The sequence below is a fragment of the Luteimonas viscosa genome, from assembly GCF_008244685.1.
Classification (GTDB): domain Bacteria; phylum Pseudomonadota; class Gammaproteobacteria; order Xanthomonadales; family Xanthomonadaceae; genus Luteimonas; species Luteimonas viscosa.
The window spans coordinates 2,960,448-2,981,855 of the sequence record NZ_VTFT01000001.1; the positions used below are offsets into that span (position 1 = coordinate 2,960,448).

Genomic DNA, 21,408 nt, shown 5'->3' on the forward strand with positions numbered 1-21,408 from the left:
AAGCGCGGAAAATGTCCATGCAGAAGTTCCAGTGGCCGGGCGGATTCCGCGACCGCGTGGAGGCTTTCCGCCGCAGCAATGTCGCCCTGCGTTCCGGCCGCGAACTCCTCGACAGCGGCACATATCGTTTCCGCGCGTTCGAGCCGGTGGCGATCGACCTGTTCGCCAACTGGACGGCCAACCCGGTCGCCAACCGGAGCTGGCAATGGCATTCGGCGTCGTTCAATTTCATGCCATGGCTGATCGCACTGCATGCCGACAGCGGTGACCAGCGTGCGATCGACCATGCCACGCAGGCGATCGATTCCTGGTATGAGCAATTCGTCGCGGTCGATAGTGGGTACGAGTTCGCCTGGCACGACCATGCCACTGCCAACAGGCTGATGGCGGTGCTCGCATTGCTCTGTCATCTGGATGAGTATCCCGCGGACTTCGAGCCGGAGGTATCGCTGCCGCAGTTCCTCGCGGCGCACGGCGACCGCCTTTGCCTGGAGGAGATGTACTCGCGGCACACCAACCACGGCATCGACCAGTCTCGGGCGCTGCTGCTGCTCGCCACGTGCGCACCGTGGCTGGAAGGTGCGAAACGGTGGCATGAAACTGCCTTAGCCCGGCTGGCAGACGAACTAGGGCACGCCTTCGCCCCGGATGGAGGGCATGTCGAGAACAGTCCTGGCTACCACCAGTTTGTCGCCAACCTGTTCACGGATGTGCTGCGCACCTTTGGCGATGCACTGGATGCCGATTTCCACGACAGGCTGCAGCGTACCCTGGAGAATGCCGCGGGTTTCATGGCCTGGATCGTCAGGCCCGACGGGCGGCTTCCGCCGATCGGAGATACCGAATACAAGCCTGCCATCAACGTCTTCCGTTCGCTGGCGGGAACCGCTGCGCACGCCCACCTGCAATGGGTGTGCAGCAGGGGCCGTGATGGCGAGAAGCCACAGGGGTGGGCCGCCGTGTTTCCGCAGGCGGGCTATTTCATTGCGCGCAGCGACTGGGAACCCGACGTGCTGCCGGGCGACGCGTTCCACCTGGTGTTCCGGTGCGGCCGCATGTCGGGGTACCACCGCCACGACGATGACCTCTCGCTGACGTTCTGGTGGGGCACCGACTGGTTCATCGATGGCGGTGCGTACGCCTACGTCGAGGACCACCCCGTGCGACGTTACCTGCGCTCGAAGTGGGGCCACAACGTGGTCGTCGTCGACGACGGCGACTACGGGTGGGCGCGACCGGGGGCGGGCGCGGCGGGCGGCATGACGCGGCTCGCCGGCGACCCGGGTCGACCTGGCGCCCGTGGCGAAACGCAGTCCTACCCTGGCCTGCGCGCCATCCGGGATGTCGTGATGGGGCAGGATCGCCTGCGTTTTGAAGTGCGAGACGAACTGTCGCTGCAGGAGCCCGACGGGCGCAGCCGCAAGTTCCTCAGCCTGTGGCACGTGCCGGCAGACAAGACGATCCGCATCGACGGGCAGAGCGTGACCATCACCGACCGTAGCTTCCAGCGTGAGGTGGTGATCCGCAATGCCGGAACGGAGTTCGACGACATACGCGTCATCGATGCGTGGCCGAGCGGGCAAGAGGTCGTCTGGTCGAGGGAACTCAACCGCACCGAACGATGCCAGGTGCTGGTATTCGAGCGCTCCGGCGGGAGCTTTGAGAGCCGGCTCGAGTTCCAGCTCCATGACAGGCGCCCGGACTACCGTAGCTTGGGCAGGATCAATGCGCGGCCGCGGGGACTGATGCGCAGTTATGTCCTCGATCCGAATCAATGGTGGCCGCCCGAGAGCGCCCACCACGCGCGGAAGATCGCGGCGCGCGTGGGGCGTTCAGAGAAGGAGGGTCTGTCGGCAGAGGCGTTCGTGGAGGAGCTGTACGCGCTCGCCGTCGTCCGCCAGCGACACCATCGGCCCACGCTACACCTGGCGAACATGGGTTATCCGGATGCCGCCATCGTCGAGTCGCGGCTGCGCGCCGCGATGGGCATGCTGGTGGCGGGGGAGGTGTATCTGCCGGGGAGCATCCAGCGATTGGTCCCCGATTGGCCAGACGCGGAGCGGCTGCTGCTGGTAGACATGGTCCACTTGCTGCATGCCGCCGCGACACCGGACGCGAATATCCTCAACAGCGTCGTCAACAGCAGCCAGAGCCAGTTGAAGGATACGTTCTGGCGTGGAAACGACAGGGCGGTGCGTGCGCTCGTGACCCGGGATCCGGTGGATGCTGCCCTGAACGGCATGGCGCGGGCCCGGCCCGCCTCGGGGTGGGCGACGGAGGCGGATGCCGAGACCGCCCTTGCGCGGCAGGTGGAAAGGTTGAAACGCTTCGCCGGCTGGGCCGTAACACAGCGTTTCGCGTTGGTCTTCCGCGTCGAGGACTTCGCCGCCGATCCCCAGCCGGTTCTGGAGGAGATCGCCCGTCTGTGCGATTCTGCGGTCGATGTTTCGGCGCTCGTGTCGCTCCCCGGTATCAAGCCGTTGTCCGCGGAGCAGTCCGATGCTGAACTGGAATCCATTCACGGCCTGCCTGCACGCGCCATGCTGAGCGAGCGTCTGGCCAATGTCAGGGCTGCGCTCGGTTACGACTGAGCGCGCGCCCGCGCTTCCGTACGCGCTGGGCCGGCCCCGGCCTGCGCCATGTCGGATGCGATGAGGTACGGGAAACTGGAATAGACATGCGAATCAGATCACTCGCCGATGGCGTGCTCTCTCCGGCGGAAGCGACGATGCAGGCCCTTCTGGCTCAGGCCAACCAGTCGCAGACGTTGCCCTGCCTGCTGTCCTACGCGCCCGTGGCGGAGATGAATCCATTCCAGCGGCTGTTGTATTCGCGTGCCTCGGAGGAAGGGTTCGCGCTGGTCCCGGCGGTCGATTTCGAACACCTCGCGCCTGTGGGTTGGGCAGGTCGCAGCGTCATCCACCTTCACTGGCTGGCATCGGTGCTTGCCGGCGCAGTCAACATGGAGGAGGCCCGGATCCGCATCGCCGCCTTCCGCAAGCGTCTCGTGACATGGCGCTCGGCCGGCCACCGGTTGGTCTGGACCATGCACAACGTACTGCCCCACGAATCGACCATCCCGGAAGCCGAGATCGCACTGAGGCAGGCTGTCGCCGAGCAGGCTGATGCAATTCACCTGCTGTCCCGAGCCTCGGCGGACGAGGCCTCCAACTATTATGATCTTCCTTCGGACAAGGCCTTCCATGTCCCCCATCCATCCTACGAAGGCTGGTACGCGAACACGCGCGACAGGATGAGCGCGCGCATGGACCTGATGCTATCGGAGAACGAGTTCACCTTCGTGGCGTTCGGTTCACTGCAACGCTACAAGGGTCTGGTGGAACTGGTGGACGCCTTCGCGCTGCTCAACGAAAGAAGGCCAGATCGTCCGATGCGGCTGCTGATCGCCGGCAAGGCGGTGGACCCTGACTACTTGGCCGAGCTGATGACAAGGGTTGAACACATGCCCTCTGTCAGATTGATCCCCAGCGCCATGGAAGAGCGTCAGGTCCAGACGTTGCTCAATGGCGCGGACGCCGCAGTGGCACCGTATCTGCGCACGCTCAACTCTGGCGCAGCACTGCTCGCCGCGACTTTCCGGCGTCCGCTCGTGGCGCCAAAGGTCGGCGGGGTAGCGGAGACCTTTGCGCCCGATCCAAGGCTGCTGTACAGCGGGAAGCCGGGCGATACTCTCGACGCCGCGCTTGAGCGGGCACTGGAAATGCGGCCGGACGACGACGTTTACGACCGGATACTGGATGCGCACCGCCCCGCGGAGATTTCCAGGGCGTTCTTCATTGAATTGCGTGGGCGAGGGCTGGTCCAGGTCGCCGGCGGGGGTGTGGCATGAACACCACTGCGAACAGTCAAGGCGAGCCGACGGCTGACATGGCCAGGCGGCGCGAGTTCAGCGTCGAGCCCGGCCGACGCTATCGGCTGCGCATCGATGCGACGGATGAACCGGCGCGCGTCAGTCCCCGTGGCCTGATCGGCAAAGTCGAGTTTTTCGATGCGCATGGGCAGCCGATTGCAGGTCTTCCGGAAGGCAGCGTGCAGACCGACCGGCACGGTGCCGTCGCCTACCTGCCGACGCATGCGGCAGGCGAGGCAGGCGAGCAGCTGTCCGGAAACATCGTGATGGCGCCAGCCGGCGCTGCACGGCTTCGCGTGCAGGTACGGAACTGGAAGTGTTCGGCGGATGTGGTCATCCATGCACCGGTCGAACTGATCGAGCAACACGACCAGGAGCTGGCCAGGTATGAGTTCCCCCTGTCAGCCCATTTGCCACACGTACTCGAGTTGGCCCTTCGATCGATCGTGCGCCATGCCCGGGCCGCGATCCTCGCGTTCCAGTATCTCGATGCCGATGGCAACACGATCGAGGGGCCGTACGAGGATTGCATCAGTTCACCGCGATTCGGGCCATTCCGGTACCTGCGCGGGACAGTCGACGGGGAACTGGACCGCATTCCGGTGCTCCCGCCTCCGGGCGCAGCCCGGGTCAGGTTCGTCGTGCACCATTGGAAGGTCGGGCTCGCTGACCTGTCGCTCCTCGGTGTTCCGCGGCTGGCGACGGATATACCGGATGGGCTGGATGCAAAAGAGTGGACCCTGCTGCCCAGCCGGGAGTGGAGCGAGCCCTACCCACTGCCGGCGACCGGTGAGGGGCTGGTGCATCTCGCAGCGGACTGCATCGGCATCGAACGCCACCCCGGGGCGAGCCCCAGTCTGCTGGTGGATTTCATCGACGACACCGGGCGTCCCGTGACCGGACTCGGCGTTGTCCAGAACGTGGATCCATCGATCGTCATCGACGCGGCGTCCCGGCCCGGGCGTCGCGGCGGTTTCTTCCATCGACCGGCGGGTACCGTCGCCGCGCGTCTCAAGGTGGCATCAGGCGACGCATGGACCCTTCTCGGGCGTGGGCCGCTCGAGATGCTCCATGTCCCTGTGGACCGCCTGCCGGGACCGTCGCTGGTTTCACTTGGAGGCGGAGAATCCCACGTAGAACGGCGCGCCGCCTCATCGCTGTGGAAATCTCGCATCGAGTTCGACGGGTTCGCGATGGACGCCGATGCTGGTGACGTGACAGTTGAACTGACCCTGCTGGACGCGGCCGGCAAGCACCTGAACCCCAAGGGGATCCTGCTCCAATCCAACCATGCCACGGTGACCACGATCGGGAATGTCCTGCGGATCGCGCCGCATGCACGCGCCAGCGGAACCGGCGGCGTAGTGCGCTTCGCAACCTCCGTGACGATTCTGCCACCCCGCGGGACCGCGGTCCTGGCGACTGCGCTTCGCAACGAACGTGCCCAAGGGCTGGCCTTCGCCCTGGACGTCGCGGCCTACGACAAGCTGGAGTCCGAACGCGTGGTGCCCGAGTCGATCGCGGACATCCTCGCCATGGACGAACGCTCGCCGGCCAAGATCGCTCAACTCGCGGAAAGCTATCTGCAGCGGCACGGCCAGGAACCACGCGTCCTGAGCCATCTAATCGATGCCTGCCGCCGAATCGGCGAGTCGGGACGCATGGAAACGGCCGCACGCAGGGCATTGGCGCTCAAGGGCCAGGGACTCGGCAGGCTGCACACCAAGGCACGTCATGCCCTTGCATTGCTGCGTGAGCTGGACCCGCATTGGTTGCCCACTGCCGGTCTCGGCGCGCCGGTGGCGAACCGCCCGGGCCAGGCGTCCCAGCTTCGCGTGGCACACCTGTTCAAGACCACGGTCCCGGTCGAAAACACGGGGGGCGCCATCCGCTGCCTGAACATCGTCAATTTCCAGCGCAGGATCGGCATGCGGCCGCTGGTCGTCACGCCCCTCGGTTATCCGGATGCGGGCGGGACCGGCGCTCCCTGGGAGCAGGAAACGATCGATGGCGTTCCCTACTTCCGGCTCAATGGAATCGGCAGACAGGGGCTGCGCAGTGTCACCAGTACGACACAGCTCGAGTTCACCGCGATGCTCACCGCTAGGCTGCTCGGGGAGCAGGGCGTGGACATCGTACAGGCGAGTTCGGGCTATCGCGGCTACGAACAGGCGCTGGTTGGCCTCGCAGTCTCCCGTGCGCTCGGTGTTCCGTTCGTCTACGAAGTGCGCTCCTACCATGAGCACACCTGGCGCGGAATGACCGACTGGCTGCTCGAGGCGGAACATACGAAGCGCCGCATCGCGCAGGAGAACCGCTGCATGCGGGAAGCCGATGCCGTGGTGACGATCTGCGAAACGATGAAGCAGGGACTCGTGGAGCGAGGCATCTCGGCGGACAAGGTATTCGTGGTCCCCAACAGCGTGGATCTGGAGAAATTCCAGGTGGCTCCGCCGGACGGCGCATTGCAGGCCCAGCTTGGCCTGGGGGATGACATCGTTGCCGGCTACATTTCCAACGTCTCGGAGCGCGAGGGCCATCACGTGCTGCTGCGGGCCGTCGCGCAGGCGCGGGCGTCGGGCATAGGCATGAAGTGCCTGATCGTTGGGGCCGGCCCGCAGCTGGAAAGCCTGCGTACGCTGGCCGCGCAGTTGGGCATCGTTGAACACGTGGTGTTCACTGGCGAGGTGGCGCACGAACAGGTACCCGCCTATTACGCGTTGATCGATATCTTCGTGGTGCCCCGCGTGGGAGACTTCGCCAGCGATTTCGTCACCCCGATGAAGCCATTCGAGGCAATGGCCATGCGGCGGCCGCTGGTAGTAAGTGATCGCCCGGCGCTGCAGGAGATCGTAGGCGTGGACGGGCAAAGGGGCCTGGTGTTCCGTGCAGGAGATCACCTCGACCTGGCTGCTCGGCTGTTGGAGCTCGCGCACTCGCCGAGTAGGCGTGAAGCGCTAGCGGAACAAGGGTGGCGCTGGATCGAAAGTGAGCGCAGCTGGGACAGGACCATTCGCATCTACGACCAGGTGTATTCCCACGCCAAGCACGCGGCAATGGCCAGGTTTGCGACTGACCTGACCAGCAGTTCTTGACCCACTGGCTTGCCTGAGGCTTTCCAAATTGTCCAGGACGGCGGAGGCGCCGACGGCAACGAAGGAGATGAAGCCCCTCCCTTGGGCGCAGGGCGGGGCGATGGCCCGATGGCTGGCAAAGCCGATATATCCGCTTTCCGCATTCGCTGATGCGCGAGCAGAATGGGGTTCGGCAAGAGGATACGAAGATGTTGCGGAACGGCGCCTCGCAAATCGATATGAGTTCGGGGCAGCGTGGGATTTGAGCGCAGCGTGATGGATGCAGGCAAGCAGCACAGCGGCGGCGGTTATCGCCCCGAGATCGACGGCCTGCGCGCAGTCGCAGTGGTCAGCGTAATCCTGTACCACATCAACAAGGCGTGGCTGCCCGGCGGCTATGTGGGTGTTGACATCTTCTTCGTGATTTCCGGCTTCCTGATCACGTCGATCATCTGGCGCGAGCTGCAGGGCGGGAGCTTTTCGCTGACGGACTTCTACCTGCGCCGGATTCGCCGGATTATCCCCGTGATGCTTGTGGTCGTGGCGGCCACGCTGGTGGCAGGTGTGTTCTTGCTGCTTCCTGGCGCACTTGAGCGACTTGCCCTGTCGAGCATCTTCTCCGTGGCTTCGGCGGCGAACATCTACTTCTGGCGTTATCTGGACGACGACTACTTCGCGGAAACCAGCGATCAGGAGCCGCTGCTGCACCTGTGGTCACTGGGCGTGGAGGAGCAGTTCTATCTTGTCTGGCCGATCCTGCTGTTGATGATCGCGAAGAACGGGAAGCATCGTACCGCCATGGCGCTCCTGGTGGCGATCGGCATTGCCGTCGCATCCTTCGCGCTGGCCGAGGCGACCAATGAATCGAACCCCAAGTTCAGCTACTTCATGCTTCCGGCCCGGGCCGGCGAGCTGATGATCGGTGCGCTGCTGGCCCTCGGGCACAGGAGCGGGAGTAGCGTGCGCTGGCTGGACGCGCCGCTGGTGGCAGAGATCGCCGCCGCCGCCGGTCTGGCTGCAATCGGCTACTCGGTGTTCTTCCTCGACGACTTGTCACCCTTTCCTGGCGTCAATGCGATCTATCCCTGCGTCGGCGCAGCGCTGGTCATCCTTGCCGGTGCGCGCTCACGTCTGCTGCGGTGGCTGCTGGCCAACCGGGCGATGGTATGGATCGGGCTGCTCTCGTACTCGCTGTATCTGTGGCATTGGCCGATCCTCGCGTTCATCCGCTACTTCTTCGGGACAGTCAGCGTGCCGCACGCTGCTTTGGCGGTTGCCGGGATTCTGGCGCTGTCCGTGCTCTCCTACCGTCGTGTCGAGCGTCCGGCGCGACGAATCGCCTGGCCCGCAACCAGGCAGGTCGCGCTGCTGCTGGCATTGCCCGCCATGCTGGTGCTGCTGCCGGCCGCCCATGTGGTGAAGAAGGATGGCCTGCAGAAGAAGATCGAGTCTTCCGTGGCCTACCGAAAAGGCGTGCAGGTACTGGAAGAGGAGACCGCAGCCGCATTCAGTTATAACTACAACTGCCAGTTGTCCAAGCACGTCCCAGACATACTGTTCGACCCCAGGTGCGTCGTTGGAGCGGAGGCGCCGGCAACAGTGGAGACGCGCGTGCTTTTATGGGGCGATTCCCACGCAGCCCATCACATCGGGGCACTCGACCTGCTCGCCCGACATGCGGGGATCTCGATCAGGAACGCCTCGCACTCCTCCTGTCCGCCGGTGTTTCCCGGAGACTACAGCTACGGCAGGTTCAAGGCCGGCTGTTCCGCGTTCCGGCCGTATATCCGTGAGCACGTCCGCAATGGTGAGTTCGACGTCGTGATCTTCGGCGGCGCCTGGGAATCGTATGACAGGGAACCCGGCTTCCGTCCGGATCTGCTCGAAACGATCGCCGAGGTCAGGGCAAGTGGCGCCAGGGTGGTGTTGCTCGGGCAAGTGCCGACGCTGGGAACCTACAACCGCGAGTGCGACATGAGATGGATACGGCTCGGTAGCGCGAACTGCAGTGAGCTCAAGGTCAGGAACAAGGGCCGGCCCATCAACGACTACCTGGCCAGCCTCGCGACGCCCGATGGTGCCATTGCGTACCTGGACATCAGTTCGGCGATCTGCGACGAGGCGTCGTGTCCGGCGTACCTGGACGGAAAACCCATCTATTTCGACAGGGCGCACCTGAGCATGCGCGGCTCGTGGCGGGTTGGCGAGCGTCTGGTTGCGACGGGGCAGGCCGGCGAGTGGATACGTGCCATCGCCGGCGCCGAAGCAGCCTCCAGCGACCTGAGTGCGAACACGTACAGCTGGCAGTCGCCGCAGAAGCCGAGTCCGCTGGACCTGCCGGCAGAAGACGCCGCAAACAGGCAATTGCTGAAGGGACTGGCGCTGGACGCGCCTTATGCCGTTGTAAGCGACACGACTTCCACGACCCAAGAGGGCGACAGGCGCAAGATCCTGATCGAGTTCGAACAGAAGGACGCGAGAACAGTTGGCGCCGAGATCGTCGCAAGCATGCGCGCAGCCGGCTTCCGGATGACGGGGGCGTCGGACGTTAGAGGCGGACAACGTTTCAACTTCCGCGCTGGCGAGGGTGTGAAGGTTACTGTGCTGGTGCTGCCGCGCGGCAAGTTCAATGCCCAGAAGGAACAGGCTACCGGAACTGTGGAGGTCATCCACTCATGGGCGCCGGACTCCGGGTAGGGAATGGCCAGTGACGAAGCGGCGTGGGAACAGCAGTGCTCGACCCATACTGTCCTTTCGAGCCCACGATCGCCCATGGCAGGCGGGAGCGCTGGTGCTTCGTCCCACGATGCGGTCGCGGCGACGTTCCCTATCTTCTCCATGGGGTCGTTCTGCCATAGAGTCACGCCAACCGTGGGGCTGCGTGTGGCCCTGAGAGGTGAATTACAGGCGTCTGGATCTTGAATTACTGCTGGGAAGCTGGTTCGACCGGTTTCATGATGTCAAACTTGCTCCGGTGGAGCCGGCCTTCGGACTCAAGCTGGAGGACTTGTTTCTCTCGGCGAGCGGCGCAGGCGAATCAGCGTCCAAGCGCCCGTGTCGTAGAGGGTTGTCGGGCGGCTGCAGGCATACTTTCAAACTTGAAATTCCCGCCTTGCAGGAAGCGAGATCTTCTGAAGATGATCAGGAAGGCAGTTGAAACCGAGTTTCCAGAGGAGTTCGCGTTCTTCGGGTTGACCGAAGGCTTTGCTAGAGTGATAAACGACTACTGTATGGCCCGAAATGAGGGCTCCCGGGTCGGAAGACTGGGTGGAGCAAAAATCTTTACGAAGTCGCTCAAGGACTACAGCTTTCTCAGGACATTGATGGCAACGGACAACTTGCGCTGCGCGGAGAGCTTGATGTCTGCAGAGATGCTGGCGTTGGCTGTTGAGGAGACCCGGGAGAACTGTCCCTGCCACCGTTCGCGCCCCGTTTCGAGGATTCCGCCAGCGACTTCGTCGCGACGGCCGTTGACGGTGAGCGACGCCCATGCCAGGCAGACAGCCGGTGCACGGCTCGGGGCCAGACAGGTCCGCAGGTCGTGATGCATCTGGTCTGTCTGGGACATGCCAAATGTGGTACGACGCTGCTCGACAGCGTCTTCCGCCAGTCGCAATTGGTAGCTACACCGGCCGAAGCCAAGGAGATCAAGTTCTTCCTCCCTCGCGTGTTCGAGAAGCACGGCGCGCGCGAGCGCTACCTCGGACTGTTCGCTACCGCTAACGGTGCACAGGGCGTCGGCGTTACCTTCGAAGCCTCGCCGCCGTACAGCCACCAGACGCCCGAAGTTCTGCGTGAGGTGCTGGCCAACATCGTGGACATCCTCGAAGACCCGCGCATCGTGCTGTGTTTCCGCCAGCCGGTGCTGCGCGCCTACTCGCACTATATCCACAACCTGCACAGCTTCGCGCTCTACGGCGAAGGCGCTTTCGCGCCGCGCCCGGACCTGTTGCGAAAGCCTTGCACGATGTCGTTCGAGGAGGCTCTGACCAGCACGTCGCGGTTGGCCACCCGCTACGCGACCACGTTGCGCCTGGCCTGTGACGCGGTGGGCCGTGACCGGCTCCTCCTCTTCTTCCTGGAGCGGGACGCCGCCCGGCTGGGCAATTGGATTGCCCAGTATGTAGGACAGGATGTCGCTGCCGAACTGGAAGGAGCCGCAGCACGATCAGGCACCGTGTTCGGACGACGCCCTATACCCAACTACGTGGCGTATGGCGATTCGCTCCACGCGTTCGGTTCGCTGCCAGGGGAGCACGTGCTCTACGCGGACGCCGGCCCGGCGGCGGTGCGCGCCGCATTGGAAGCAAAGAACAACTGGACACTCTCGCTAGAACCCGAGGAAGTTGTACGGCTGACATCCGCCTATTTCCAGGACGATCTGCGAAAGTGCGTGGAGTTGACCGGCGAACCATACTTCCTGGAGTACCTGCGGCCACCGGCCTTGTCGGAGACTGCCGAACTTTCACCGTGCTCGTTGCTGCGCGACCTGCACGGAGTAGAGGTATGACCTTCCGAGCGGACAGCGGGTACCGGCGTTTGGATGGTGATATGCGTTCGCAGTTGGCGAGGAAGCCAGATCTGGAGAGATCCTAGTGGGAGCAAGCATTCCTCATGGCGCCGGCTACCGTCCGGAGATCGACGGCTTGCGAGCCGTCGCGGTAGCCAGCGTGGTGGCGTACCACATCAACAAGGGCTGGCTGCCGGGTGGCTACGTCGGCGTCGACATTTTCTTCGTGATCTCCGGCTTCCTGATCACGTCGATCATCTGGCGCGAGTTGCAGGGCGGAACCTTCACGCTGGTCGACTTCTACCTGCGCAGGATCCGCCGGATCATCCCCGTCATGCTGGTGGTGGTGGCGGTCACGGTGCTGGCAGGCGTCTTCTTGCTCCTGCCGGAAGCGCTTGAGCGCTTGTCGCTATCGGCCATCTTCTCGGTAGCGTCGGCCGCCAACATCTATTTCTGGCTGCACCTTGACGACGACTACTTCGCCGAAGCCAGCGACCAGGAACCTCTGCTGCATCTGTGGTCGCTGGGTGTCGAAGAGCAGTTCTACATGGTGTGGCCGCTGCTGCTGCTGGCCGTGGCCGCCTTAAGGAAGAACCGCACGGCATTGGCGCTGGTTGCAGCCTCGGTAATCGCGATCGCGTCGTTCGCAGTGGCCGAAGCAACCAACGAGTCGAACCCGAAGTTCAGTTACTTCATGTTGCCCGCGCGTGCAGGCGAACTGATGGTCGGGGCGCTACTGGCCCTGGCGCTGCAGCGCGCCCATTCCCAACGCTGGCTGGCTATGCCGCTGGCGGCGGAACTGCTGGGGGTGGCGGGACTGGCAGTGATCGGCTACGCACTGTTCTTTCTCGATGACCTGTCGCCGTTCCCCGGCACCAATGCCCTGTACCCGTGCATCGGGGCGGCGCTGGTGATCTTGGCAGGAGCGCATTCGCGCGTACTGAAGTGGCTGCTGGCCAGCAGGCCGATGGTCTGGATCGGCCTGATCTCCTATTCGCTCTACCTGTGGCACTGGCCGATCCTCGCCTTCATCCGCTACTTCTACGGCATGGTGAGCGCAACGCACGCGGCGATCGCGGTCCTCGCGATGTTGGCGTTGGCGGTGCTTTCGTACCGATTCGTGGAGAGGCCGACGCGCCGGGTTCGCTGGTCGACTGTGCGACAGACAGGACTGCTCTTCTTGTTGCCGGCTGCATGTGTGGTCATCCCCGCGTTCGCGATAGCCGAATCGGGAGGCCTCAAGGCATGGATCGAATCTTCTCCTGCTTACCAGCAAGGATTGGCCAGGCTGGAGGCATCCACGGCCCCGGCTTACCGTTTTGAGTACAACTGCCAGCTAGCGCGGCACGATCCCGATATTCTCCGGAAGGAACGTTGCGTCATCGGCGCTACCGACCCGCGCCCCGGCGCGCCGCGAATCCTGCTTTGGGGGGATTCGCACGCAGCGCACCACGTGGGCGCGATCGGTGCCATGGCGGCCTCCGCGGGCATCCAGGTCAGGAATGCGACCCACTCCTCGTGTCCGCCCGTATTCGGGCGCGAATATGGTCATGGCAAGTACAAAAGGGGGTGCACGCCGTTCCGCGAGTACATTCGGCGGCACATCAACAGCGGTGAGTTCGACGTCGTTCTGATGGGGGCGACCTGGAGCTCTTACCAGCGCCAATCCGGCTTCAAGGAGGACATCGCTCGAACGATCGCGGAGATCAGGAGAACAGGGACATCTGTGGTTCTGCTCGGCCGCGTTCCATACTTCGCTTCCTACAACCGCGAATGCGACATGCGTTGGCTGCGTGTTGGATCTTCCGGCTGCGACCGCGTGACGACGGGGCAAAAGCCGTTGGAGATCAACGACTACCTGAAGTCTTTTGCGCGTGCCGGCAGCGGTGTGACCTATCTCAACCTAGGCGAGGCGATCTGTGACGACGCGACATGTAGGGCGCATCTGGACGGGAAGCCGCTCTACTACGACAAATCCCATCTGAGCATGGATGGGTCGCGTCGTCTCGGCGAACACATGGTTGCCAGCGGTACCTCGGCAGCTTGGGTCGGGGCAATGGCGCGAGAAGGCTCACGTAAATCGCAGGGCATCTCGGGTGTTCGTGATCAGCTGACACATGGAGAGTCCTTCGAGCCGGCGAAACTCACGATCGATCTGCCCGAGTCACTTGAGCTTCCGTTCCGCTATCACCGGCGGTTCGACAACGGAACGGTGGGCTTTAAAGGATCCCCCGCTGAGCGTCGCGTCATGGTCGAGTACTTGGGGGTAGGTCCGGCGGAGGTCGAACGCAAGATGGTGCGAGCATTGGATGAGAAAGGATTCTCGACGTCGGCACGCAGTCAACGGAACGGGGTCCAGATGATCGAACTTTCGCGCCCGGATGGGTCTTCGGTCATCCTTAAGATCACGCTGCGCATGAGCGCTACGGCAGAGGCTCCGGACGCCGTTGGTACGCTGCACATGACGTGGCGCGGAAATGAGTGAACGCGAGCCGAGTTGTTGACGGACCCGCAGTACCCATGTATTGCCAGAGATCCAATGTCCAATTATCTGCTTGTCATCTCGAGCCAGGAAGCTGCCGTTGCTACCAGGTCCTGGCTCAGCAGGTACTCCAGCGACCTTGACGCGGAGTTGATGCAATTCGAGGTCAACGAGGATCGATGGGTCACCTATGTGTCGCGGAACCCGGTCCGAGAATGTCGGATGCACGACGGGGTCATCTTCAAGGGCTACGCAATCGACTATGCACGAGAATCGATGGCGTTGGGCGCGGAAGGATTCGCGCAGTATCTGGCAATCCATAGACTAGGCCGGCGGAGCGGAGAATCGATCGAGGGCTGCTATTTCTCCGCGCGCTGGACTGGCGCGCAAGCCGAGATCAGGAGCGACCTGTTTGCCCAGTGTCCGGTGCTGTATTTCGCTGACAGCGCAGTCGCGGCGGTCTCGGACTCGATGTATATCCTGGCGAACTTGCGGCGGGCGCTAGGCCTGCGTTGCAGCCTGCACGAACGCTCGGTCATCGGGAGGAGTTGGGGGAATGCGATGGCAGGGCAGATGCTCGGCGAAGACACGCTCGTGGAGGAGATCAAGTTTGCGCCGGTGGGCACGTCGCTGGTGGTCTCCTTCTCGCCGGAAATCAGGCTTGCCGTCAAACGAAGAAGCGTACTTGAAACGTTCGCCCCTGAATCAGACAACTACACCGAGACCGTGCGGCTTTCGGCGCAGCGGATCGCTTCTTCGATCCAGACGTTCTCTGGGCTATCAGGGGACGTAGCAAGGTTGGCCGTCTCTGGCGGCATGGACTCACGTGTCTGCCTCGCTGCGGCTCTCCTTTCGGAAGCAGGGCGAGGACAAGCCGCCTTCAACTGTATGAACACCAGTTCGTCGCACGCCAAGGACTATCAGGTCGTATCGTCTCTCTCCGGGAAATTCGGGTTTCCGCTCGGCCTTCGGACCCCTCCGGCTTCTGTTCCTCGCCCGGGACGGCGCGTTCCGGAACTTGGCCTGTGGTTCTTGGCAAATGCCGGGCTCTACGATTTCATGTATGTAATGCCCGCGATCAACACGGGCGAAGGCGCGGTATCGATCGGGGGACACGGCGCGGAACTGCACAAGGGCAACTACGGGTGGCGGACGATCCGGACGATCGCGAACGCCATCCCGGACAGGCTGGTTTCGGACGCATTCCTGTCCCAGTGCGAGTCCGGGATCGCCGCGATGGGCGTCAGGCCGGACGATGCTTTTGGTTCCGAATGGCACTACCTGGGTTTCAGGAATGCAATCCATTCCGGCCGCTTCGTGACCGGCACGATGGCGGGCTTCAGGCCGTTGATGACCAGGAGCCTTGTCGCACTGAGCCGTTCGTCGCTGAACGAGTGGATTGCCCCCAAGAAGGGGGGGCAGAGCCTGATCAGCGACCTGCTGATATGCCTGTCACCGGCGTTGGCCTCGGAACCGTTCGATGACGAGAAGAAGAACCTTGCGGCAAGCGTCGTGGCTGAGCGGAGTAGCTACCTGGGGGGGGGCTTGATGCCGGACGAGATCGTGGAGTACCGGGTCTTCGGCAGCCTTGCAGGGATTGTCAGCGGGTGTCCAGACGTGTTCGCGGCACTGGTGGCCGAACGGCACGGGGCCAACGACCTGGACCGCCCCGTGCTCCTGAGGCTGGTACAGGAGAACTACGGACGGCTCAGCGGTCGTGTCAGGGAGGTGTATGGACCGACCTTGGCCGAGGCGACCACCAAACTGGCGGCCGACAAGCTCTCGGTCAGTCAGATGCGGGCTTCGATAGGCAAGCTGCTCAGTTTCGAACTGGTGGATTGAGCGGCGATGGACGTCCCGATGTTCTGTGATGACACAAAGATGCTGACGGTGGAATTGCCGATGCATCAGCCGTCTTGCGGAGAATCAAACATGGAACAACGTGCGACAGGTCAAAGACGCTGATGTCCAACTATCTCCTCGTAGTGTCTGAACATGAATCTGCGTCAAAGATCCATCGATGGCTGGTTCGCCACGGCGGACAACATCAGGCGGAGGTGATGCAGCTGCAGCTGAACGAGGCCGTATGGCTGACCTATGTCTCGAAGAGGCCTGCGTCTGAGTTCAACCCAGACCAGCGCATGATCTTCAAGGGCTTCGCGATTGACTACGAGAACAGATCGTTGTCCCTGGGGGCAGACGGATTCTCCGGGTATTTGAAGAAGGCAGGCTCCCACACGAGTCAGCGACCGCTGGAGGGATGCTACCTGTCAGTTCGATGGGACGAGGACGCCGTCCATGTCTCCAACGACCTGTTTTCCCTGTGCCCGGTTCTCTATACGACCGGCAAGGCAATGGTTGCAGTGGCGGACTCCTCCATGATGCTGGCCGAGCTTCGGCGTGAACTGGGGCTGCCGAGAGAGCTGGACCAAGAGGCTGCGATTGCAAGGAGCTGGCAGAACGCGATGGCCGGACAGATGTTGAGTCAGGACACCGTGGTCGCTCAGATCAAGTACCTGCAGGTTGGCGCAGGACTGCGAGTCCCATTGACTGAGATCGAAGCCAAGATCACACGAAGAAGCTGCTACGAAGACTTTTCGACGGAAGGAGCCACTTACGCAGAAGGCGTTCGACTGGCCGGGCAGCGAATGGCATCCTTGATGGGGACCATTTCCGCCATATCGTCCAATACCGCGAGGATATCGCTGTCCGGTGGCATGGACTCGAGGACGTGCCTCGCGGCGGCACTGGCTTCCCGAGCCGGCCGCGAGCAGGCCGTGTTCAGTTGCACAAACACGAACGCAGGGCACGCGCGTGACTTTGCGGTGGTCGAATCATTGCGGGAAAAGTTCGGCTTTCCCGCTGGGCTGCGAGGGGCTGGGGCCAGTGACAAAGGGGTGTTCAGCAAGGTCAAGGACGAACTGGGCCTCTGGTTCCTGTCCAATGCTGGAATTTATGACTTCCTGAAGTTCAACCCCCATGTCAGGGTCAGAGGGGGCGCCTTCTCGATTTCGGGCCATGGCGCCGAACTTGTCAAAGGCAACTACGGATGGCGTCCTATCCAGGCGATCGCCGGGAATATCAAAGATCCGTTGGTTTCCGCTGCCTTCAGGGCCCAGAGCGAGGGGGGGCTGGCTGCAATGGGGATCGATGCCGATGACGTGTACGGATCGGAATGGCACTACTTGGGGTTCAGAAATGCAGTGCACTCCGGCCGTTTCGTACCGTCCACGATGATGGGCTTTCGCCCAATCATGACGCGCGACCTCGTTGCACTCAGCCGATCAAGCGTGAACGAATGGCCCGCTCCGTCGAAGAAGGGACAGAGCTTGATCAGTGATCTACTGATCTATCTTTCGCCTTCCCTTGCAGCGCATCCGTTCGACGACCCCCACAAGAATCTGGCCGATGCCATCGTGGCGGATCGCTCCCGGTATTTGGGCACGCTGCGAGCAGACGATCTCGACGAATATCGCGTGTTCGGGACATTGAACGACGTCGTGAACGGTTTCCCGCAACTATTCCTGGGCGTCCTGGCAGCGCGTGGCCTTGCCTACCCTGCCGACCGCGCGATTCTTGCCCGCATGGTTGAGCAGAATTACGGCAACTTGGGCGGTGCTGTTCGTGACAGCTACGGGCCTGCTTACGAAGCTGCAACCACCAAGCTTGCGCGCGAGGAAAGTACCTTCTCCGAAATGCGCGGCGACGTGGGCAAATTCCTCGCTTTCGAGTTGCTTTCCTGAGCCGGCGGACAGCGGAGGGGATGAATGGCTGGGAAGCACGATCCGCTAGCCTTCACGCCGCAAAACCGATCTAGCAGGACCTGAGCGACTCGGCAAGTTCATTCAAGGTCGCTTCCGCACGCCGGCGCAATAGATTGCGCGTCGCCCACGGAATCGGGGGGGTGTACTGGGAGAACCGGTCGGGCAGGTGCTTGTCGGCGATCGAGGTGAGCAGGTCCGGCCGCTCCATCATCCGCATGAGGTTGCGGCTCTTGTCGGTCGCCGACAGCACAAAGGACGGCACACCATAGGCGGCCGCGACGACGGTGCCGTGGAACTTCATGCTGGTCAGTGCGGTGCACTCGCCGATGGCCTTGCAGAGGTCGGCGGTGGACTCGCTGACCACCAGTTCCTTACCAGGGATGTCCAGGTCTTGGGCGCGCGCCACGTCCTTGCGGCCTACGACGCCCGATCCCAGCACGATGTGCCGGATGCGGTAGCCCAGCCCCAGCGCCTTTTGACAGAGCGCGAGCACGTTGGTCAGGTCGTCAGGCTTGTCCGAGCGGTCGCGCGTGACCACGCCGAGGATCGGGGCACCCTCGGGCTTGGGTGCCGACGGCATGTCCAGTGCGAACACGATGTCGGCGCCGTGGCTGGGCTCGGTGGCCGGCTTGATGTGCTTGTTGATCCAGTTCGCGCTTTCCCGGTCGCGGACGTTGAAGTAGCGGATGTTCGGATGAGACAGGAACTCGCGCATGTACTCGACGGCCGGGGCCGCCGAGCCCTTCCACGTCGGTACGCCCACGCCGCAGACGTGAACTGGCTTGGTCAGGTATTCCTTCTTCCAGTACAGGTCCGAAACCGTCCACGGCATGATCAGGTCGCCACCACCGATGACGACCGCGTCCACATCCTCCAGCACTTCAGGCACGGGACGCGAGAAATATGGCTTCTGCGTGAGATCGTTAAGTACCTTGAGCTCGAACTCCGGCTCGAGCCACTGGCGATAGACGTCCACAAACAACTCATCGCCGAAGTTGCCCCAGCCAAAGAATCCGACAAGGCCGATGCGCTTCTTCTTCATAGGAGATCCTGAATTGCTCTTTGCTGGGCAGGCGGGGCGGCTACGAGGCGGCCCTGTGGGCGGCAGCGCCGCCGGATGTATGATGATCGCACGCTGGCCGGGCTAAGACGAGGGGCGCTGACTGCACCGGAAGTCGACCTGGTCAACCTCGAACGCCAGTTCCCGAACAAGGTCCCAACAAGTATGCGTAAAGTCTTGACCCTTTCCTTGCTGCTGCTGGCCGCGTGTTCGGAGCAGTCCCCCCAGCAGACGGTTGAGCAGGCGGCGCCTGCCCCGGCGCCGGAGGCCCGTGAACCGGAAACCCGTGTCGACTTCAAGGCGACTGCGCTCAGAAATCCGCTGCCAGAAGGCATCGAGTTTCCGTTTCCTTTTCATCGATTGAATGACAACACGATCAGTGCTGGTACATCGAATCCCGAGCGGCGCGTTTACGTGGAGATCCGCCAGCTCACGCCCCAAGAGGCCGAAGAGGCCTTCGCGGGACTGCTCGCGGAGAAAGGTTTCTCCGAGTCTGGGACGGAGCTCGTCAAGGGCGTCAGGGAGTTGACGTTCTCACGGACGGACGGCACCAAGGTCACGGTCAAGATTAATCCGAGACACCGAAAGCCGAGGGCGCCAGACGCAACCGGCACCCTCCATCTGGTCTGGCAGTCGAACTGAGGTTGCCTGAAGGCGCGGGCATCGCCGGAGCCAACGGGGGATCGGCGATGATGTTCCTCAGGACTCGGCGGCGAGAGCCTCGATCCGGCGCTCCGCAGCGAGGAACAGCATCGTCCACCCCAGCAGCACCGTCCAGTGCAGGTAGCGGAAGCTCTCGATGGGCGATGTGAAGTAAAGCGACACCGCCAGGCCTGCCGAGCTCAGGCCCATGAACAGCAGCAGGCTGGGCCGCGGGCCGCCCAGGCGCGCGAATCCCAGGGCCCCGCCGACCAGGGTCACCAGCAGCCAGAAGCCGGGGTGGTACAGCACCGCGAGCTTCGGGCTCAGCACCGCCTTCCGGAACGCGTACTGCCAGGATTCGCGGTTCAACGTGTCTGGCAGCGAGTAGTCGGTGTTCATCACATAGCTGCGGTAGATCCAGGTGTCGCGCTCGCAGAATTGCAGGAGGCAGACAAACGCCTGCGTACGATGTTTCAGGTAGGCCAGCGGGTACTTGCTGACAAGGGTCTTGTGGATCTCGCGCACGCTTTCGGCGTCATGGTCCAGCGCATACACGTTGATTGAAAACGGCGTAGCCGGCCTGCGGCTGGTCCGGACTATCCGGCCTGCAGCGGCGGGCGTATAAGACCTGTAGATCCTGGCCAGGAACTGCTCGGGGGCATCCGTCAGGTGGCCTGCGTCGGCAAGCACCATGTTCGCCGCGTTTTCCGCATCGCCCGAGTACACGATGACGCCCGCGATGTCGTGCAGGTAGATGGCGGTCGTCGGATTGGCACGTTCCGCGATCAGGCCATTCCCCAGTGAAACACCGACGTAGAGCAGAACGGCTGCGACCACGCCGATGACCGAGGCTGCAAACAGCCTCAGCCATTGGCCCATCTTCGGAAACAGGACCAGATAGGCGGCGCCGGCCAGGAGCCCCGCGGTGGCGGCAAGCGCGTTATGCCGGAATGCGGTTGCTCCGAAGCAGAACACGACGACGAGAATCGCGTGCCTGCGCCGGACTGCGACGTCGAGGGCATCGCGCGCACGGAACAGGTGGACCAGCGCGAGGAGCAGGAAGCCCGACGTCCAGATATCCTTCCAGATCATGCCAACGAGGGTCATCGCCGGTGGAAACAGGCTGAAGACAGCCACAACCGACCATCGCGGAAAACGGCTCGAGAGACGGGGGAAGGCGTGGGCGCACAAGGCCGCGGAGGCGTATGCGAACAGGGCCGACTGCGCCAGCAACATGCCCGCAGGGCCCGCGATCATGCGGTCGAGCAGGCTCCAGATCAACGCCTTGAGCGGAGGATGCCAGTCGTTGAATTCCAGCGAGCGCGCCTGCCGCAGCGACGCGATGCTGTCGTTCGACATGATGCCCGGATCAAACAGGAAGACGAAGAACGCAGCGATCGCCAACCAGGCGAGCGACGTCCTTGCCTGCAGCGCGCTGTGCAGCTCGGGCAGGGCACTGTGGGGTTGGCTCATGCGTGGAGTCCTGTGTAGCAACCGCGCTCCTGGACGATGGGCGTGGCTGGAATAGGCAGGCCGGGCAACGCGCTGCCGCCCACAATGTCGTGGACGGTGCGATGCACCGGTTGGTCGATGACGCGCGGCATCAACTGCCGGGTCGCCGTCGGAACACGAATGTCCGGAATGCAATAAATTTCAGGCAGACGGCGATGCATGCGGTCAGGAAATATGCCGCATGATAGTTGTCGAGCCAGTCGGTGATCCGGGAGAACGCGAAGATCTCGATTGCCCTGAAAAGCAGAATGGATGAAAAGAACTTGCCGCCCTCGGTGAGCAGTCCGCCCCGGTGACCCTGGAAAACCCAATAACGGCAACCGAAAAAATTGACCATCGAACATGTGAGCACCGCGATGGCATACGCCAGGTCGACATGGAGACCTGCGAACTGATGGAAGACGATCGTCAACACATAGCCCAGTGCCAGGCTGACAAGAGACATCACGGCCATGCGCCAGCCATCACCGATCAGACTGGCGATCCATGCCAT

At 62.9% G+C, this 21,408-nt stretch carries 13 protein-coding genes; 9 read left to right on the forward strand and 4 right to left on the reverse strand.

Going from position 1 to position 21,408, the window contains the following annotated elements; all coding sequences use genetic code 11:
* Nucleotides 1-17 precede the first annotated feature (17 nt).
* From FZO89_RS13145 to FZO89_RS13160, 4 genes are all read left to right on the forward strand, one after another.
* The gene (locus FZO89_RS13145) at nt 18-2,591 is read left to right on the forward strand and encodes a heparinase II/III domain-containing protein (RefSeq protein ID WP_187471152.1); all 2,574 of its coding nucleotides are present in this window, start codon (nt 18-20) and stop codon (nt 2,589-2,591) included.
* 86 nt (nt 2,592-2,677) lie between these two features.
* Nucleotides 2,678-3,850 carry a glycosyltransferase gene (locus tag FZO89_RS13150; RefSeq protein ID WP_149103682.1) on the forward strand — a complete coding sequence of 391 codons (1,173 nt, stop codon included), beginning with the start codon at nt 2,678-2,680 and terminating at the stop codon, nt 3,848-3,850.
* Nucleotides 3,847-6,966 (forward strand): glycosyltransferase family 4 protein, encoded by a 3,120-nt coding sequence (locus tag FZO89_RS13155; RefSeq protein ID WP_149103683.1) that lies wholly within the window; start codon nt 3,847-3,849, stop codon nt 6,964-6,966. The genes FZO89_RS13150 and FZO89_RS13155 overlap by 4 nt, the downstream gene beginning before the upstream one ends.
* Before the next feature lie 255 nt (nt 6,967-7,221).
* A complete protein-coding gene (locus FZO89_RS13160; RefSeq protein ID WP_149103684.1) occupies nt 7,222-9,642 on the forward strand; it encodes an acyltransferase family protein in 2,421 nt (806 codons plus the stop codon).
* Nucleotides 9,643-10,246: 604 nt separating this feature from the next.
* Here FZO89_RS13160 and FZO89_RS13165 read toward each other — a convergent pair.
* On the reverse strand, nt 10,247-10,495 hold the full coding sequence (locus FZO89_RS13165; RefSeq protein WP_149103685.1) for a hypothetical protein: 249 nt from the start codon (nt 10,493-10,495) through the stop codon (nt 10,247-10,249).
* On the opposite strand from FZO89_RS13165, the gene FZO89_RS13170 reads away from it, so the two are divergent.
* The 4 genes from FZO89_RS13170 to FZO89_RS13185 all read left to right on the forward strand — a co-directional run bounded on the left by FZO89_RS13170 (nt 10,487) and on the right by FZO89_RS13185 (nt 17,680).
* Nucleotides 10,487-11,455, forward strand: coding sequence for a hypothetical protein (locus tag FZO89_RS13170; protein ID WP_149103686.1), 969 nt, complete (start codon nt 10,487-10,489; stop codon nt 11,453-11,455). The two genes, FZO89_RS13165 and FZO89_RS13170, sit on opposite strands and share 9 nt — an antisense overlap.
* Before the next feature lie 85 nt (nt 11,456-11,540).
* Nucleotides 11,541-13,940: an acyltransferase family protein gene (locus tag FZO89_RS13175; RefSeq protein WP_187471153.1), complete on the forward strand. Its 2,400-nt coding sequence runs from the start codon at nt 11,541-11,543 to the stop codon at nt 13,938-13,940.
* A 54-nt stretch (nt 13,941-13,994) separates the two neighbouring features.
* On the forward strand, nt 13,995-15,779 hold the full coding sequence (locus FZO89_RS13180; protein WP_149103688.1) for a hypothetical protein: 1,785 nt from the start codon (nt 13,995-13,997) through the stop codon (nt 15,777-15,779).
* A gap of 122 nt (nt 15,780-15,901) precedes the next feature.
* Nucleotides 15,902-17,680, forward strand: a complete 1,779-nt coding sequence (locus FZO89_RS13185) for a hypothetical protein (protein ID WP_149103689.1) — start codon at nt 15,902-15,904, stop codon at nt 17,678-17,680.
* 70 nt (nt 17,681-17,750) lie between these two features.
* Here the strand turns inward: FZO89_RS13185 and FZO89_RS13190 are convergent, their stop codons facing one another.
* Nucleotides 17,751-18,743, reverse strand: coding sequence for a polysaccharide pyruvyl transferase family protein (locus tag FZO89_RS13190; protein WP_149103690.1), 993 nt, complete (start codon nt 18,741-18,743; stop codon nt 17,751-17,753).
* A gap of 75 nt (nt 18,744-18,818) precedes the next feature.
* On the opposite strand from FZO89_RS13190, the gene FZO89_RS13195 reads away from it, so the two are divergent.
* Nucleotides 18,819-19,403, forward strand: a complete 585-nt coding sequence (locus FZO89_RS13195) for a hypothetical protein (protein ID WP_149103691.1) — start codon at nt 18,819-18,821, stop codon at nt 19,401-19,403.
* A 57-nt stretch (nt 19,404-19,460) separates the two neighbouring features.
* On the opposite strand, the gene FZO89_RS13200 is transcribed toward FZO89_RS13195, so the two are convergent.
* Together FZO89_RS13200 and FZO89_RS13205 are read right to left on the reverse strand one after the other, a co-directional pair.
* Nucleotides 19,461-20,876 carry a hypothetical protein gene (locus FZO89_RS13200; protein ID WP_149103692.1) on the reverse strand — a complete coding sequence of 472 codons (1,416 nt, stop codon included), beginning with the start codon at nt 20,874-20,876 and terminating at the stop codon, nt 19,461-19,463.
* A 130-nt stretch (nt 20,877-21,006) separates the two neighbouring features.
* Complete coding sequence (locus FZO89_RS13205; protein ID WP_187471154.1) at nt 21,007-21,408, reverse strand: GtrA family protein; 402 nt, start codon at nt 21,406-21,408, stop codon at nt 21,007-21,009.

Bases quoted from the DNA above. Each gene is read 5' to 3' on its own strand.
- FZO89_RS13145 (WP_187471152.1), top strand. From the start codon at position 18: ATGCAGAAGTTCCAGTGGCCGGGCGGATTCCGCGACCGCGTGGAGGCT.
- FZO89_RS13150 (WP_149103682.1), top strand. From the start codon at position 2,678: ATGCGAATCAGATCACTCGCCGATGGCGTGCTCTCTCCGGCGGAAGCG.
- FZO89_RS13155 (WP_149103683.1), top strand. From the start codon at position 3,847: ATGAACACCACTGCGAACAGTCAAGGCGAGCCGACGGCTGACATGGCC.
- FZO89_RS13160 (WP_149103684.1), top strand. From the start codon at position 7,222: ATGGATGCAGGCAAGCAGCACAGCGGCGGCGGTTATCGCCCCGAGATC.
- FZO89_RS13165 (WP_149103685.1), bottom strand. From the start codon at position 10,495: ATGCATCACGACCTGCGGACCTGTCTGGCCCCGAGCCGTGCACCGGCT.
- FZO89_RS13180 (WP_149103688.1), top strand. From the start codon at position 13,995: ATGTCCAATTATCTGCTTGTCATCTCGAGCCAGGAAGCTGCCGTTGCT.
- FZO89_RS13185 (WP_149103689.1), top strand. From the start codon at position 15,902: ATGTCCAACTATCTCCTCGTAGTGTCTGAACATGAATCTGCGTCAAAG.
- FZO89_RS13190 (WP_149103690.1), bottom strand. From the start codon at position 18,743: ATGAAGAAGAAGCGCATCGGCCTTGTCGGATTCTTTGGCTGGGGCAAC.
- FZO89_RS13195 (WP_149103691.1), top strand. From the start codon at position 18,819: ATGTATGATGATCGCACGCTGGCCGGGCTAAGACGAGGGGCGCTGACT.
- FZO89_RS13200 (WP_149103692.1), bottom strand. From the start codon at position 20,876: ATGAGCCAACCCCACAGTGCCCTGCCCGAGCTGCACAGCGCGCTGCAG.
- FZO89_RS13205 (WP_187471154.1), bottom strand. From the start codon at position 21,408: ATGGCATGGATCGCCAGTCTGATCGGTGATGGCTGGCGCATGGCCGTG.